Raw genomic sequence first — 14681 nt, 5'->3', positions numbered from 1 at the left:
GATCAGCGTCCCGTGACAATCGAGGAAGGATGGTTGGCCAGGAAACCGGTCATGAAACGCAGCGAACGCGCCGTCTCACCAAGCTGTACGACCATGGCTTGAAGACTGCGATGGAAATCCGTGTCACCGCCATAACTGGCCAGAAGCTTATTGGCGTTCTTCAGTGTGCGATCGAGCTGATCGCTCATCTCTGGCAGACGCTTCATCAGAGGCTGCAAGCCCTTGTTCGCGCTATCAGAAAGGTCATGAAGGCTTTTCAGGGAGTCACGCAGATTGACGAGCGCCTGCCTGACCTCCGGGCTGTTGATGCGCTGATCGACATGAGCGAGCAGGTTGTTCGCATTGTCACCGATCTTGTCCAGCGGCATGGCGGCCAGCTTGTCAGACACGGTGGAAAGCGACTGCATGATTCCGCTGATACCGCCAGCCTGACTTGGAAGGATCAGCGTATTGCCCTCCATGTAGGTTTTGACATCATTGGTCGCCTTGACGAAATCCAGAGAGATGTTCGTCTCACCCGTCAGCATGCTGACGCTGGCGGCGGACGCACGCATCCCGTTCGCGACCAGAGCCTGCAACGTGCTCACCATGGTATCACTGTGAATCTGCTCCGGTGACAGAACGCGCTCAGGCTGGATATCCATGGCGACACGCACCCGTGCACGGCCTGTGGTCTGATCAATCTGCAACTTGACGTCTGTAACGGAGCCGATCTGAATCCCGAACATCGAAACAGAGCTACCGACGGCAAGACCGGCCACTGAAGACGACAGATAGGTCGCCACCGGCACACGCTCATGATAGCCGGCGTTGTCCGCGCTTTCCTGATCATCATAGAGCTGGAAAATCGTATTGGCGGGCGCTTCTGTCTCATCGTCATCCGTGCTGCTGGACTTCAGCGAGAAGGCGATACCCCCTGAGAAAAGAGCCTGAATGGACTGCATCTGCACCTTCAGACCACCTGCCCCAAAACCGACCTTCACACCCGAGGCGTTCCAGAAGCGCGTGTTGGTATGCAGATAATGATCATAAGGTTCACGGACGAAAAACTGGATCATCACCGGCCCCACGCCGCCGGGAGGAAGTGTATATCCCAGCACTTCGCCCACATCGACGTCACGGAAGAAAACCGGAGCGCCGGGGCCAATCGAACCGATGGCCGGAGCAACCAGCGTGTAGGTCCGGCCGGGCTGATCGGACTGGATGCCCGGAGGTGACTCAAGGCCCCTGAATACCGTTGTGCGCTGTTCTCCCCCCACACCGGGATCGAACGCGATATAAGCGCCCGACAGCAGGGTCTCAAGTCCGGTCACGCTGGCCCCATTGATACGCGGGCGAACCACCCAGAAACGGGATTTGTCAGTCAGAAGCCCGGACGCGCTGGAATTCATCTGCACGCGGACATCAACGTGATGCATGTCTTTCGACAGTGTGATGGATGAGACCGTGCCAAGTGTCACGGCCTTGTTCTTGACCTGCGTCTGCCCGCTGGTCAGGCCGTCAGCCGTGTCAAACGTGATGAGGATTTCCGGACCACGATTGTACAGGCTGCGCCAAAGCAGGAAACCCGCAATCAGAACCGATATGATCGGGATAATCCAGATGATGGAAAAGCGGGTTTTGCTGATATTGGCTTCAGGCAGCCTGCCGTCGTCCTGCCCTCTGCGTCCCGCAGACTGCTGCGAAGAAGAATTATTCTGCTCGGAAGTCACGCTTTTACCGGCTCCATCTTGTCCTGTCCCTCAGGGTCTCGTGCCTCGTGGAACTGTGATGCTTCGTTTCCGGCACAGGCGTCGTCTTCCGGAAACCGACCATTACGCCCCGCGACATCCCACATCAGACGTGGGTCAAAGCAATGCGCTGCAAAAATGGTGATCACCACGACAGCCGCGAACGACACCACGCCTGCGTTGGCCACGACATTGGCCAATGAGCTAAAGCGGACGACCGCGACCAGAATGGAGATCATGAAAACGTCGATCATGGACCAGCGACCGATAATATCGATGATCCTGAACAGCTTCGAACGGAACATCAGCTTTTTCGTCGATCGCAGCTTCGTCGTGACGATCATGTAGCTCAGACCGACAATCTTCGCGACGGGAACTGTAACACTGGCGAACAGAACCAGCAGGGAAAGCGGGACCATGTCGTCTTTCCACAGTTCTATGGCGCCCTCGATAATGGTGTGTCCCCCGCCGCTTCCCACCTTGATGACCGTCATGACAGGGAAAAGATTGGCGGGCAGATAGAACACAAAGGCGGAGAGCAGCAGAGCCGCAGTACGCGACAGGCTGTTGTTTTTCCGCTTACAGAGGCTGTGGCCACAGCGCGGACACAGCCCGACGCTTCTCGTCTGCGGCACCGGCTCGGGGAACACTCCGACAAGTCCGCAGGAATGACAGGACAGCATATGCTCGGGTGGCGGCATGCGACCGCCAAGATCCGACATGCAGACACGTTCCACCTGCATCTGATGACCATCGGGAAGCTGAATGCTCCCCTCGACCCGGCGACGTTGCCAGATTCGTTCCTGATCCAGCGTCTGGTCCGTCGCCGCCATGCTGATCATCAGGGCTGCGATAAGGTAGGCCGCAGGCCCAACCTCCACATGCGCCATCTCCACCAGTTTGGTATAAGCCACGAAGATGCCGAGGATATAGACTTCCATCATCGACCATGGACGAAGTTTTTCGTACCAGGCCAGAAGATGCGGTGCCCAGTCAGGAAGTTCCTCGAAAAAGGCCGCCGTCAGGATCATGCCCATCATCGCGATCACGATGCCCGGAGCGAAAATAGTCACCAGCCCCACCAGAACACCGACCTCGCCCCAGCCCTCATGGAGCAGCTCCATTGGCCCCGTGAGGAGGTCCACGGACCGCTCCCGCCCGTACAGATTGAGCGTCATCAGGGAAGAGGCCAGAGTCGCTAGATACAGGGCCGCAGAAGTAATGCAGAAGGCCAGAGGAGTTGCCAGCGCCCCTCCCTTGTTACGCCTCTCCAGAAGCTGACCACAGCGCCCGCATCGTGCCACGGTGCCGGGCTCAATCTTTCCCAGTTGCTGGAATTCACCGCAACAGGGGCATTCGACCAGATCGTCAACAACCTGAACATGACTGCTGTGAAGCTGTTTGCCGCGCGTAAAGTTCAATGCGCTGCGATACAGCCGGGAAGGTAAGGACGACGCCATGACAGTCCACCTTAACGCGAACTGGCCGAAGCCGATAGACCGGCAGCAAATTCCAGCCATGTGCTGGCGTGGCGCTACGGACTACCCGCGCTCATGACGATCCGGCCAAGATCGTCATGACAGAATGCACCCCCTGTTCCGCACGGGCCTTTCGAGCCCGCTCAGCCCCGCGTGATGACCGCACGCGGCGCGACAAGCCGGAACATCGGTCCCGTCAGCATGGTGGAAATGACCGCCAGCATCATGAGCGAGGCAAACGCAAACTCGGAGATCATGCCCTGCCCCAGCAGAATGGTGGCCGCAACAATTTCCATCAGCCCCTTGCACTGCAACAGGGAGCCGATTGCCAGCGCCTGCCGTCTGCTCAGATTGGGAGCAGGCGGGAATACGTAGACCGAAGCAATCTTGGCGATGATGGAAATAGCCACGAGGCTGAAGGAAGCCACTACCGAAGGCCATGTCAGAGCGTCGCCATTGATGTGCAGACCGCTATGCCCGAAGAAAAGCGGCGCCAGCCAGATCAGCGCGAAAGTCCCGACCTTTTCCACAGGAAGACGGCGGACCCAGCTCGGCGGCATGATCGCACCGGCGAAATAGGCGCCGATAAGCTCATGCAAGCCGAGTTGCTTGCTCGCCCATGAGCCCGCCGCCAGATAAACCGGCACAGTCGCCCAGATGACCCATGAAGGGGGGTGCCTGAAATGCCGGGAAGCCCACGATCCTGCGGCCGCCAGACCCGCGAGCAGGGCGACAGCCAGAAACTCCAGCCCGGTCCAGCCATGCAGGGCGGCGCTCCCCTTTTCCGCGAACTGAAGAATGGCGAGGCCAATCCAGAGCGCCGCGTCATCGACGACAGCCAGCTTGAGAGCCAACTGGCCAAGCGGTCGTTGGGATGTATCCAGTTCACGCACCACTCCGATCAGAACAGGCAACGCGCTGACGGCGATGCAGAGACCGATTGAAATCGCCGCCACCCAAGGCGCGGCATGAGGAGGATGCCAGCCCTTCAGGGGAAGAAAGAACTCGTAGGCCAGAATGGAGCCGATCAGTAACGGGCCACCCAGCGCCACCGCGGCTCCACCAAGCAGCCGTCCGACGGATGTCTGGGGAACGGCGTGAGGAGATGTGTCTTCTCCCGGGTGCTGCCACATTTCCAGACCCGCCGTAAAAGCCAGCACCAGAACGGCCACCCAGCCGATTTCATCGCCGATGGCGGAGGGTATGCCCATGTCCACGACCGGAACATGCAGAACAGCCATTCCCATACCCAAAAGTATAGGAAGAACAACTATTGGCAGTATTTTACCAAAAAGTCTCCACAGTACCCACGGAACCAAAACAAATATTCCGACATCCGCAACAAGAGCGATAAAACCCGCCATTTAATCTCCTCACATATCACATCCAATTCCACGGCAATCGTATGCATATACATTATACACATTTTATATTGATTTTTTCAATTAAAGATACCTGAGCCTGCATATATTTGATCGAGAACAATCCAACGATCCAGCTACAGTCATGGTTTTTCCCGGATGAGACCCGTTTCGGCCTCCTTCCACCACACTGAAATCTGATGAGTCCGAAGAAGCGAAAGAGGATCGCCCCTACGTTCAGGAAAACGGTTTACGCTGCGGCTGAAGCTATTTTCAGATTTCCAGCATTGATGTTGGGCGCCATCACGATTGCTGGACAGATACGAGACCACAAACAGGCTTGCTTTCGGTAGCCTCAAGCTACGGACATGCATTTGTGATCTGTAACCGCAAGGAATTAAGTGGTGCCGGTTAGAGGATTCGAACCCCTGGCCCCATCATTACGAATGACGTGCTCTACCAACTGAGCTAAACCGGCCCGCGTTGCGGTGGGTGGCTTCTAGCGCAGGTCCATAAGCAGTGCAAGCCTGTATCGCCGTAATGAAAAAATAGTTCATCTATAAATTTTTTATTTTATTTCAATTACTTATTATAAATTCAGGTCGTAACCGCTCAAAAAAATCTCCTTTGCACACACTGACAGAAACTCTCAGCCGGAAGACCGGGCAAAACGCTTCGGGATATTCACAAGGCCGTGATGGAAATCAGCAAACTTCTCCTGAACAGGGTGAACAAGAGCAAATTATGTCGATAAAAAATACATCTTATCTTTCGTAATCAATACGTTATCAGGACAGCACACAAACACCCGTCATGATCTGGTTCAACGCCATGAGCCAAAGGCAGCCATGCGACAGGATGGTAGCGAAGAGCCTCAAGGCAGGGTATCGTTCCCTCTACAGCCTCACAGAATAAGGATGACCTGTCATGGCATGGAACACACCGAAAATCACCGAAGTCCCTCTGGGCGCAGAAATCAACAGCTACGTCTGTGGCCAGAAGAAATAAGACCCCGCAAAGGGTCTTGCTTTCCACAGCCAGAAACGCCGCCCGCCTCGCGCTGGCGGCGTTTTGCATTTACAGACCAGCATCATGATCGACCTTATTGTTCTCGGCGCCGCCGCAGGCGGTGGCTTCCCCCAATGGAACTCGAACGCGGAAGGCTGCCGACGCGCCCGTTCTGGCGACCCTCTGGCTCCGGCCCGCACACAGGCTTCCATCGCCATCAGCGGTGACGGTGAGGAATGGTTCGTGGTCAACGCCTCGCCCGACCTTCGCCAGCAGATCAACCAGACCCCTGCCCTTCATCCAAAGACAGGACTGCGTTCCACACCGATCGCCGGAGTCATTCTGACCGGCGCGGAAGTGGACACCATCACCGGCCTTCTCACCATGCGTGAGCGGCAACCTTTCCAGATTCTGGCGACGCGGCAGGTCCTCGACCAGTTGGACGCCAATCCGATTTTCGAGGCGGTGAACCGTTCCGTCGTAACACGCAGAGAGTTTCCTCTCGACAAAAGCGTTGCTCTTTCCAAATCGGACAGAACCTCGGCCGGACTGTCCGTGACGGCTTTCGCAGTCCCGGGCAAGGTTCCGCTCTATGCCGAAAAAGGCGCCAATCCTGCGGAGATTCTTGAAAACGGCGAAACTGTCGGACTGGAAATCACCGACGGCACATACCGTGCCCTGTTCATTCCCGGCTGCGCCTGCATGACGGATCGTCTCCGTGCGCGTCTGCGGGGAGCAGACCTCGTGCTGTTCGACGGCACGCTATGGATCGACGATGAAATGGTCAGAGCGGGTCTGGGCGAAAAAACCGGCAAGCGCATGGGGCATATGTCGGTCAACGACACCGACGGCACGATTGCCGCCTTCCGCGATCTCGGTGTGCACCGCAAGGTCTTCATCCATATCAACAACTCGAATCCCATTCTGCTGGCCGACTCTCCCGAGCGGGCCGAGACGGAAGCCGCCGGATGGGAAGTCTCTTACGACGGCATGAGGATCACCCTATGAGCGTAGCCCCTCTCTCCCCCGGTGAACTGGAAGCGGCGCTGCGCGCCATCGGTGCCGAGCGCTATCATAATCGGCACCCGTTCCATCGGGCGTTGCACGACGGCAAGCTCACCAAAGGACAGGTTCAGGCATGGGCTCTGAACCGCTATTACTATCAGGCCCGCATTCCAGCCAAGGACGCCACCCTGCTGGCCCGTCTGCCGACGGCGGAGCTTCGTCGTGAATGGCGACGCCGCATCGAGGACCATGACGGCGACACTCCCGACACAGGCGGCATCGCCCGCTGGCTGCGCCTGACGGACGGGCTGGGCCTGAACCGTGAGTATGTGGAATCCCTTCAGGGCCTGCTGCCTGGAACGCTCTTCGCCGTCGACGCGTATGTGCATTTCGTCGGCGAGAAGACCATTCTGGAAGCCATCGCCTCCTCTCTCACCGAGCTGTTCTCGCCGACCATCATCTCGGAACGCGTCTCGGGCATGCTGCGAAACTACGACTTCATCACGGAAGAAACGCTGGCCTATTTCACGCCCCGCCTGACACAGGCTCCCCGTGATTCCGACTTCGCGCTTGCTTACGTGAAAGAGCATGCAAGGACCGTGGAACAGCAGACCGCCGTGCTCAACGCCCTGAAATTCAAATGTGGCGTCCTGTGGTCGATGCTGGACGCGCTGGACTATGCGTATGTGACGCCGGGCAACATTCCGCCGGGCGCGTTCCGGCCTGCATGATGACGCCTCCCTCTCCTGCCCTGCCAGAAACTCTCGTCCCGGCTTTCGCTCGCGGCACGCGGCTCCAGCATGACAAGGTGCGTGACCAGTGGATCGTTCAGGCGCCGGAGCGGGCCTTTCTGGCTGACCCCATCGCCGCGGAAATCCTGAAGCGGGTTGATGGCCAGACGTCTCTCCAGACGATCATAGACACTCTAGCCGCAGATTTTGCGGCTCCGCGCGAGGTGATCTCGGGCGATGTGCTGGCCATGGTCGCCTCGCTGGCCGAGCGTCAGGTGCTGATATGGAAGGCATGATCACCCCACCACCGATGAGCCTGCTGGCGGAGTTGACCCATCGCTGCCCGCTGCAATGCCCCTACTGCTCCAATCCGCTGGCGCTGGAGCCGAAGAACAACGAACTCTCCACCGAGGAATGGCTTCGTGTTCTCGACGAAGCCGCAGCACTCGGCATCCTTCAGGTGCATTTTTCCGGTGGTGAGCCTATGGCCCGCAAGGACCTGCCGGAGCTTGTGTGCCACGCCGCCAAGGCTGGTCTTTACAGCAATCTGATCACCTCCGGCGTGCTGATGGACCGCGACAGTCTGGCGAGGCTGGCTGACGCCGGTCTGGATCATGTCCAGTTATCCTTTCAGGATGTGGACCCGAAGCAGGCCGAGATCATCGGCGGCATGAAAGGCGCGCAACCCCGCAAGATTGAAGCGGCCCGACTGGTCGTGGAAGACGGGATGCCGCTGACCCTGAATTTCGTCATCCATCGCCTGAATGCCGAGCGGGTCCCGGCCATGCTGGATCTGGCCGAAGAGCTTGGCGCACGTCGTGTCGAGATCGCCCACACGCAGTATTACGGCTGGGGTCTGAAAAACCGCGCCGCTCTGCTGCCAACACGCCCTCAGCTTGAAACGACGGAAAAAGCCGTTGCCGAAGCACGGGAACGGTTTGGTTCACGGCTCGCCATCGATTTTGTGACACCGGATTATTACGCCGATGAGCCCAAGCCCTGCATGGGCGGATGGGGGCAGCGTTTTCTCAACATCACCCCGTCCGGGCGCGTGCTACCGTGTCACGCGGCGGAGACCATACCGGGTGTCATGTTCCCGACAGTGCGGGAAGCTTCTCTCAAGGATATCTGGGAACATTCGAAGCTGTTTCAGATGTTCCGTGGCGTGGACTGGATGCCGGAGCCCTGCCGCGCCTGCGATCGCAGGGAGATCGACTGGGGCGGCTGCCGCTGTCAGGCGCTGGCCCTCACAGGACGCGCCGACGCCGCCGATCCTGTCTGCCGTCGGTCTTCTGATCGCGGCGTGGTGGACGCCGCCCTATCCGAAATCAACAGCTCTTCCGACAGTTTTGTCTATCGACGCTATGGTTCGGGAGAATAGCCGCTCCTGATTGAGGCAGAGAAAGCAACGCTCTCTGCCCCGGCACCACCGGTCACCCGGCGTCCTTCACCCATTCCGGGTGATGCTTGACCGTGATGTCGCGGCCTGTCAGCATCAGATCCCAATACACGTGCGGGAAGACCTTTGCCTTGAGCATCCAGGCAAAGGTGCTGGGTTTGCGCTGGTCATACGGAAAGCTCGGCGCAGGTTTTCCACCGTAGAGGAACTCCGCCAGCACCACCTTGCCGTAACCCACGGTCAGCGGGCAGGCGCCGTAGCCGTCGTAGCTGCCGGTGACCGGCTTGCCTTCCAGTGACGCCAGAACATTCGCGACCACCACAGGCGTCTGGGCGCGCGCCGCCGCCATGGTTTTCGCATTGCTTGTGCCGATCACGTCGCCCGCGCCGAAAACCGTGTCATATTTCGTATGGCAAAGTGTCGAGGGATCAACATCCACCCAGCCACCCGCTCCGGCAAACGGGCTGTTCTTGATGAAATCGGGGGCGCTCTGCGGCGGCGTTACATGCAGCATATCGAAGCTGCGCGTTTCACGCGACTTGCTGCCATCTTCTGCGGTGACTTCAAAAACCGCGATCTTGGCCTCACCGTCCACGGCGACAAGGTTATGTTTGTAGCGCAGGTTGATGCCGTAATAATCGACGGCATACTGGAGCGACGGGCGGTAATAGGCCACACCGAACAGCGCGTCCCCCGCCAGCAGGAAATCGACTTCCGTACGGTTGAGAACACCTTCCTTGCGCCAGAAATCCGAGGCCAGATAGGCGATCTTCTGCGGAGCGCCCGCGCATTTGATCGGCATCGGCGGCTGTGTGAAAAGCGCCTTGCCGCCATTCAGGGTCTGGATGCAAGTCCAGGTATATTCGACATGCTCCATCGAATAATTGCTGCACACGCCGTTCCTGCCAAGCGTCTCGCTGAGACCCTCGACCTTGTTCCAGTCGAGTTGCAGGCCGGGGCACAGGATCAGACGGCGATAGCCGATGCGCTGACCGTCATCCAGCGTGACAATGTGATCATCCGGCTGAAACGACTCAGCCGAGGCCCGCAGCCAGGTCACATCATCAGGGATGAGTCCGCCTTCCTGCCGCAGGGTCTGCTTCAGGGTCATGACCCCTGCCCCGACCAGCGTCCAGCCGGGCTGGTAGGCATGGGTCGTGGCCGGATCAATGATTCCAATGGAGAGGGACGGCCGTTCACGGCGAAGACGGGCAGCGATTGCGATGCCTGCCGTACCGCCTCCCACAATGAGAATGGTGAACTGTTTGTCAGGCTGAACCGGTGTGACGATTTCAGTCATGATCTTCGTCTCCTTCAGGGGAATGCAGTGTCACATCACAAAGATGTGCGAGCCTGCGCTCAGAGGAGAGATGCATCAAGGCCCCTCTCCCATGAGAGCGCGCATATCCGCATTGGGTTTTCAACACGGCCTTTCCGGCCTGCTGAACTGTAGCGACGAACCTGCCGCGCTCACGGTACGACAGGTTTTCAGGTCTCAGGCTTCTTCGTTGCCCTTGATCCAGACTTCGACCGGCCCCTGAAGCTTCATCGTCATCGGCTTGCCGCGACGGTCCAGCGACTTGCCTACGGCGACACGCACCCAGTTCTCACTGAGGCAGTATTCCTCAACATTGGTCTTTTCGACGCCCTTGAAGCGGATACCGATTCCACGGGCAAGAAGCTCTTCGTTGTAGAATGGGCTTTCCGGATCAACGGACAGACGGTCTGGAAGAGTATCGCTCATGAAACAAACACCTGTATCGGGTCAGATATGAAACAGGCCATCCGAAGATGGCCTGCTGAATGATAACCGTTCGGAACGCGTCCGGGGTCAGACGCCGCGAACGATCACGCTGGCGTTGGTGCCACCAAAGCCAAAACTGTTTGAGAGCGCAATGTTGATCTTGCGCTGCTGCGCCTCATGCGCCACGCGGTCGATAATGCTCTCCCGCGACGGGTTATCGAGGTTAAGCGTCGGCGGAGCGACACCATCACGAATGGCCAGCATGGAGAACATCGCCTCCACAGCACCGGCGGCCCCCAGCAGGTGACCGATCGCGGACTTGGTGGAGGACATCGCAACCTTTCGCCCGGCATCGCCGAAGAGACGCTCGACGGCTTCCAGTTCGAGATCATCCGCCATGGTGGACGTGCCGTGCGCGTTCACATAGCCGATTTCACCGGGCGTGATACCTGCGCTGCGGACAGCTGCGAACATGGCGCGATACGCGCCTTCATGGCCCTCTGCGGGCGCAGTGATGTGATGGGCGTCACCGGACATGCCGTAACCCACGATCTCGCCGTAAATCTTCGCGCCGCGCTTTTTCGCGTGTTCGTATTCTTCGAGCACGACGATACCGGCACCCTCGCCCATGACGAAGCCGTCACGGTCACGGTCCCACGGGCGGGAAGCCTGCTGCGGACGATCATTGAAGCCGGTGGATAGGGCGCGAGCCGAGCAGAACCCGGCGATCCCGAGTTTGCAGACCGTCGCCTCGGCGCCGCCCGCGATCATCACATCGGCATCGCCGAACATGATGAGACGTGCGGCGTCACCAATCGCATGAACGCCTGTGGCACAGGCAGTAACCGCCGAGTGATTCGGCCCTTTGAAACCGTACCGGATCGATACGTTTCCGGACACCAGATTACCCAGCGCCGACGGGATGAAGAACGGGGACAGACGCTTCGCCCGCCCTTCATGGACCGTGATGGAAGCTTCGTAGATCGTCTGGAGGCCACCGATGCCGGAGCCGATCTGCACGCCGGTAGCGCAGCGATCTTCTTCCGACTCGGGCTTCCATCCGGAATCCTCGACAGCCTCGGCGGCTGCGATCATTCCGAGATGGATGAAACGATCCATCTTCTTCTGGTCCTTGACAGGAATCCAGTCGGAGACAGTGAGCTTGCCCTCGGCGGTGGGGCCTTCCGGCACCTCGCCACCGATATGCGCCGCAAGTTCGCTCGGATCAAACGCGTGAATGCGGTCAATTCCGCTTTCACCCGCGATGAGACGCTTCCAGACGTTCTCGGTGCCAAGCCCGAGAGGCGTTACCATCCCCATACCGGTGACGACCACGCGTCTCCGTCCCAAATCTGATCCGCCCGACTGCAGCAAGCTCGCTCGCCCCCTGATTTTCAGAACAAAATGGGTCCGCGCACCAACTGCATGGACCCGTCAGATACAGAGAACCTCAAGCGGCTTTCTGTGCCTCGATGTAATCAATCGCATCCTTGACGGTCGCGATCTTCTCAGCCGCGTCTTCGGGGATCTCTACGTTGAAAGCCTCTTCAAACGCCATCACCAGTTCGACCGTGTCGAGGCTGTCTGCACCCAGATCATCGATGAACGACGCATCCGGTGTCACCTTGCTCTCTTCGACGCCGAGATGCTCGACAACGATCTTCTTAACCTTATCAGCGATTTCGCTCATCTGTTTCTGCTTCCTGTATGCCCAAGCATTTCGGGCTGATGGTTGGCGCTCACCCCGTTCCGGCAACAGACCGGAGCAGGGCATTCGAACGGGGCAACCGAGGTATGCCCAACGAGGCTGCGGGGCGATTAGCACGGAAATATTCCCGCCGCCAAGCGGATGCATGAAAAGCGTGACGTTTCATGATCGCACCGTGTTCAAAACCGGTCACCCTCCTTAGCTCACGTTTTTGAGAAAAGGTAGTCTCAGCAACGAATTCCAAACAATTCGTCTTATGTCATCGCCATTCCGCCATTGACATGCAATGTCGCGCCCGTAACCCATGCCGCCTCTTCCGACGCCAGATACACCACGGCGGACGCCACATCGTCCGGCGACCCCATACGGCCCAGCGGGATCGCTCCGACCAGCTTTTCCTTCTGGGCGTCCGGCAGCACATCCGTCATGGCCGTGGCGATAAAGCCCGGCGCAACCACATTCAGCGTCACCCCACGGGAGCCCGCCTCCTGCGCCAGAGACTTGGTCATGCCCACCAGACCGGCCTTGGCGGCGGCATAGTTGGCCTGTCCGGCATTGCCGGTCGTTCCCACCACGGAAGCGATGCTGATGATGCGTCCCGCGCGCCGACGCAGCATGCCCTTGAGCACCGCGCGGCAGAGTCGGAATGGCGAGGCAAGATCAACCTCGATCACTTTGGACCAGTCCTCGTCCTTCATGCGGATGGCCAGCGTGTCCCGCGTAAGCCCTGCATTATTCACGAGAATATCGAGCGGCGCTCCGGCGGCGGCTTCTGCGCGCGCCACAAGCTGCTCCGCCGCAGCCGGGTCGGACAGGTCCGCGGCGACCACATGCACACGCTCACCACCCAGAGCCGCCGCCCGCTCCGCCAGAACGGATTCGCGTGTGCCGGACAGCACGACCGTCGCACCCTGCTGATGAAGCTGACGGGCGATCGCTTCGCCAATGCCACCTGTTGCGCCCGTTACGAGCGCGACCTTGCCGGTAAGACTGAACATAAACTCTATCCTGTTTGCATGATGTCAGACTGAAAGGAAAAGAGCCTCAGAGACTCTTGAGGAAGCTGTCGATGGTGTCCAGCGTGCCGACAGACTCGGCTTTCGCATCCGGTGCAATCCGACGAATCAGGCCCGAAAGCACTTTACCGGCCCCGAGTTCCACAAAATGATCAACCCCCATGCCGACCATCGCCTCGACACTCTCACGCCAGCGGACCGTGCCGGTGACCTGTTTGACCAGAAGCTCACGAATCATGTCGGGAGATGTCACTTTCGCCGCCGTCACATTGGCGACAACCGGCACGATGGGGGCCTTTACGTCGGCTGCATCCAGAGCTTCGGCCATCTCATCCGCCGCCGGACGCATCAGGGAACTGTGGAATGGCGCGGAAACCGGCAGTTTGACAGCCCGTTTGATGCCTTTTTCCTTGGCGATCACAATCGCCCGGTCGATCGCCGCCATCTGGCCGGAAATCACGATCTGACCACCACCATTGTCATTGGCGACCTCAAGGACCTCACGTCGATCCGGCTGTCCCTCAACCCTGAGAATCGCCGCTTCCTCGCACACGTCCTGAGCCTGCTCCGGCGTCACACCGATCAGGGCCGCCATGCCGCCTTCGCCAGCAGGCACAGCGCGCTGCATCGCACGGCCACGCAGACGCAGCAGACGGGCCGTTTCCGCAACTCCGAACGAACGCGCCGCAGCAAGTGCGGAATATTCGCCAAGGGAGTGACCTGCCATCAGCGTCGCCTTTGAGCTGAAATCCACGCCACCTTCCCGCTCCAGAACCCGGACCACAGCCATCGACACCGCCATCAGGGCAGGTTGGGTATTCTCCGTGCTGGTCAGTTCTTCCGCCGGGCCTTCAAAAATAATCTTCGAAAGCTTCTCGTTCAGCGCATCGTCAACTTCCTGAAAGACCTCCCGCGCTGCCGGAAACGCATCCGCCAGATCCTGCCCCATGCCGGGAGACTGACTTCCCTGACCCGGAAAAACAAAGGCGTAGACAGACATTCAGTAGCTCCTGGACTGATGAGGAAATGCAATCGGCCCGTCGTCCGGCAGGCCTGTTCGTGCGGAAAATCCGGCAATACGCGGAGTGATGAAAGGAAATCGTCATCGAATGTCAATGCAGGAGCCGTCGCCAGCTTTATTAACACATCGTCATTCCGCCTGGGACAGACTGCACAAAAGCCGGTTTTTCTTCCTGTTTCTGAAATCGTGAGGGCGGATATGGTTCTGGCAACGGATATTGATGTCAAAGGCACTGACGGACTCTGGCGACCGATGACTGTCCTGACCGCACTTTCCATGAAGCCTGAAGACCGCAAGACACGCAGTTTCCGCTGCCGTGACTGCAAGGGCCATGTCCGCCTGCACAGCCCGTCGAAAGCTGGCAGGATGCAGGCTCATGCGGAACATGCGAGCCGATGGGCGGGCTGTCCCCGCAGCGACTGCTACGACGACCACGGATTGCGCCCGCATCCCACCCCCGCCCTGTAGAACCAACACGTG

Annotated in this window: 15 protein-coding genes and 1 tRNA gene; 6 read left to right on the top strand and 10 right to left on the bottom strand. The window is 58.9% G+C overall.

Going from position 1 to position 14681, the window contains the following annotated elements; translation table 11 throughout:
* Positions 1-2: 2 nt before the first annotated feature.
* From LKE90_RS02670 to LKE90_RS02655, 4 genes are all read right to left on the bottom strand, one after another.
* Positions 3-1712 carry a PqiB family protein gene (locus LKE90_RS02670; protein ID WP_407066024.1) on the bottom strand — a complete coding sequence of 570 codons (1710 nt, stop codon included), beginning with the start codon at positions 1710-1712 and terminating at the stop codon, positions 3-5.
* Positions 1709-3190, bottom strand: a complete 1482-nt coding sequence (locus LKE90_RS02665) for a paraquat-inducible protein A (protein WP_291490721.1) — start codon at positions 3188-3190, stop codon at positions 1709-1711. Before LKE90_RS02665 ends, LKE90_RS02670 begins: the two co-directional genes overlap by 4 nt.
* A 161-nt stretch (positions 3191-3351) precedes the next feature.
* Positions 3352-4572 (bottom strand): cation:proton antiporter, encoded by a 1221-nt coding sequence (locus LKE90_RS02660; protein ID WP_291490719.1) that lies wholly within the window; start codon positions 4570-4572, stop codon positions 3352-3354.
* A 399-nt stretch (positions 4573-4971) separates the two neighbouring features.
* Positions 4972-5047, bottom strand: a tRNA-Thr gene (locus tag LKE90_RS02655).
* Positions 5048-5496: 449 nt separating this feature from the next.
* On the opposite strand from LKE90_RS02655, the gene pqqA reads away from it, so the two are divergent.
* The 5 genes from pqqA to pqqE all read left to right on the top strand — a co-directional run bounded on the left by pqqA (position 5497) and on the right by pqqE (position 8694).
* The gene (pqqA, locus tag LKE90_RS02650; RefSeq protein WP_010666882.1) at positions 5497-5577 is read left to right on the top strand and encodes a pyrroloquinoline quinone precursor peptide PqqA; all 81 of its coding nucleotides are present in this window, start codon (positions 5497-5499) and stop codon (positions 5575-5577) included.
* A gap of 84 nt (positions 5578-5661) precedes the next feature.
* Positions 5662-6585, top strand: coding sequence for a pyrroloquinoline quinone biosynthesis protein PqqB (gene pqqB, locus LKE90_RS02645; RefSeq protein WP_291490717.1), 924 nt, complete (start codon positions 5662-5664; stop codon positions 6583-6585).
* Complete coding sequence (gene pqqC / locus LKE90_RS02640) at positions 6582-7313, top strand: pyrroloquinoline-quinone synthase PqqC (RefSeq protein WP_291490716.1); 732 nt, start codon at positions 6582-6584, stop codon at positions 7311-7313. The genes pqqB and pqqC overlap by 4 nt, the downstream gene beginning before the upstream one ends.
* Entirely contained in the window at positions 7313-7609 is a 297-nt protein-coding gene (pqqD, locus tag LKE90_RS02635) for a pyrroloquinoline quinone biosynthesis peptide chaperone PqqD (RefSeq protein ID WP_291490977.1), read from the top strand. Before pqqC ends, pqqD begins: the two co-directional genes overlap by 1 nt.
* On the top strand, positions 7597-8694 hold the full coding sequence (gene pqqE / locus LKE90_RS02630) for a pyrroloquinoline quinone biosynthesis protein PqqE (RefSeq protein ID WP_291490714.1): 1098 nt from the start codon (positions 7597-7599) through the stop codon (positions 8692-8694). Before pqqD ends, pqqE begins: the two co-directional genes overlap by 13 nt.
* 52 nt (positions 8695-8746) lie before the next feature.
* On the opposite strand, the gene LKE90_RS02625 is transcribed toward pqqE, so the two are convergent.
* The 6 genes from LKE90_RS02625 to fabD form a co-directional block, all read right to left on the bottom strand.
* The gene (locus LKE90_RS02625) at positions 8747-10012 is read right to left on the bottom strand and encodes an NAD(P)/FAD-dependent oxidoreductase (RefSeq protein ID WP_291490712.1); all 1266 of its coding nucleotides are present in this window, start codon (positions 10010-10012) and stop codon (positions 8747-8749) included.
* A 195-nt stretch (positions 10013-10207) separates the two neighbouring features.
* Positions 10208-10456: a DUF3297 family protein gene (locus LKE90_RS02620; RefSeq protein WP_010666875.1), complete on the bottom strand. Its 249-nt coding sequence runs from the start codon at positions 10454-10456 to the stop codon at positions 10208-10210.
* 87 nt (positions 10457-10543) lie between these two features.
* Positions 10544-11854, bottom strand: a complete 1311-nt coding sequence (gene fabF, locus LKE90_RS02615; RefSeq protein WP_291490976.1) for a beta-ketoacyl-ACP synthase II — start codon at positions 11852-11854, stop codon at positions 10544-10546.
* A 52-nt stretch (positions 11855-11906) separates the two neighbouring features.
* Positions 11907-12146: an acyl carrier protein gene (locus LKE90_RS02610; protein ID WP_010666873.1), complete on the bottom strand. Its 240-nt coding sequence runs from the start codon at positions 12144-12146 to the stop codon at positions 11907-11909.
* A gap of 272 nt (positions 12147-12418) precedes the next feature.
* A complete protein-coding gene (gene fabG / locus LKE90_RS02605; RefSeq protein ID WP_291490710.1) occupies positions 12419-13162 on the bottom strand; it encodes a 3-oxoacyl-[acyl-carrier-protein] reductase in 744 nt (247 codons plus the stop codon).
* A 46-nt stretch (positions 13163-13208) separates the two neighbouring features.
* Positions 13209-14180, bottom strand: a complete 972-nt coding sequence (fabD, locus tag LKE90_RS02600) for an ACP S-malonyltransferase (protein ID WP_291490709.1) — start codon at positions 14178-14180, stop codon at positions 13209-13211.
* Positions 14181-14399: 219 nt separating this feature from the next.
* Here fabD and LKE90_RS02595 point away from each other — a divergent pair, with 219 nt between their 5' ends.
* Positions 14400-14669, top strand: a complete 270-nt coding sequence (locus LKE90_RS02595) for a hypothetical protein (protein ID WP_291490706.1) — start codon at positions 14400-14402, stop codon at positions 14667-14669.
* Positions 14670-14681: the final 12 nt, after the last annotated feature.

This window comes from Acetobacter sp., assembly GCF_022483985.1.
Classification (GTDB): domain Bacteria; phylum Pseudomonadota; class Alphaproteobacteria; order Acetobacterales; family Acetobacteraceae; genus Acetobacter.
The sequence above is the reverse complement of the archived record's forward strand: the minus strand, read 5'-3'. Positions and strand labels throughout refer to the sequence as shown.

Excerpts from the sequence above, each read along its gene's own strand:
- LKE90_RS02665 (WP_291490721.1), bottom strand. The coding sequence starts at position 3,190 with ATGGCGTCGTCCTTACCTTCCCGGCTGTATCGCAGCGCATTGAACTTT.
- LKE90_RS02660 (WP_291490719.1), bottom strand. The coding sequence starts at position 4,572 with ATGGCGGGTTTTATCGCTCTTGTTGCGGATGTCGGAATATTTGTTTTG.
- pqqA (WP_010666882.1), top strand. The coding sequence starts at position 5,497 with ATGGCATGGAACACACCGAAAATCACCGAAGTCCCTCTGGGCGCAGAA.
- pqqB (WP_291490717.1), top strand. The coding sequence starts at position 5,662 with ATGATCGACCTTATTGTTCTCGGCGCCGCCGCAGGCGGTGGCTTCCCC.
- pqqC (WP_291490716.1), top strand. The coding sequence starts at position 6,582 with ATGAGCGTAGCCCCTCTCTCCCCCGGTGAACTGGAAGCGGCGCTGCGC.
- pqqD (WP_291490977.1), top strand. The coding sequence starts at position 7,313 with ATGACGCCTCCCTCTCCTGCCCTGCCAGAAACTCTCGTCCCGGCTTTC.
- pqqE (WP_291490714.1), top strand. The coding sequence starts at position 7,597 with ATGGAAGGCATGATCACCCCACCACCGATGAGCCTGCTGGCGGAGTTG.
- LKE90_RS02625 (WP_291490712.1), bottom strand. The coding sequence starts at position 10,012 with ATGACTGAAATCGTCACACCGGTTCAGCCTGACAAACAGTTCACCATT.
- LKE90_RS02620 (WP_010666875.1), bottom strand. The coding sequence starts at position 10,456 with ATGAGCGATACTCTTCCAGACCGTCTGTCCGTTGATCCGGAAAGCCCA.
- LKE90_RS02610 (WP_010666873.1), bottom strand. The coding sequence starts at position 12,146 with ATGAGCGAAATCGCTGATAAGGTTAAGAAGATCGTTGTCGAGCATCTC.
- fabG (WP_291490710.1), bottom strand. The coding sequence starts at position 13,162 with ATGTTCAGTCTTACCGGCAAGGTCGCGCTCGTAACGGGCGCAACAGGT.
- fabD (WP_291490709.1), bottom strand. The coding sequence starts at position 14,180 with ATGTCTGTCTACGCCTTTGTTTTTCCGGGTCAGGGAAGTCAGTCTCCC.
- LKE90_RS02595 (WP_291490706.1), top strand. The coding sequence starts at position 14,400 with ATGGTTCTGGCAACGGATATTGATGTCAAAGGCACTGACGGACTCTGG.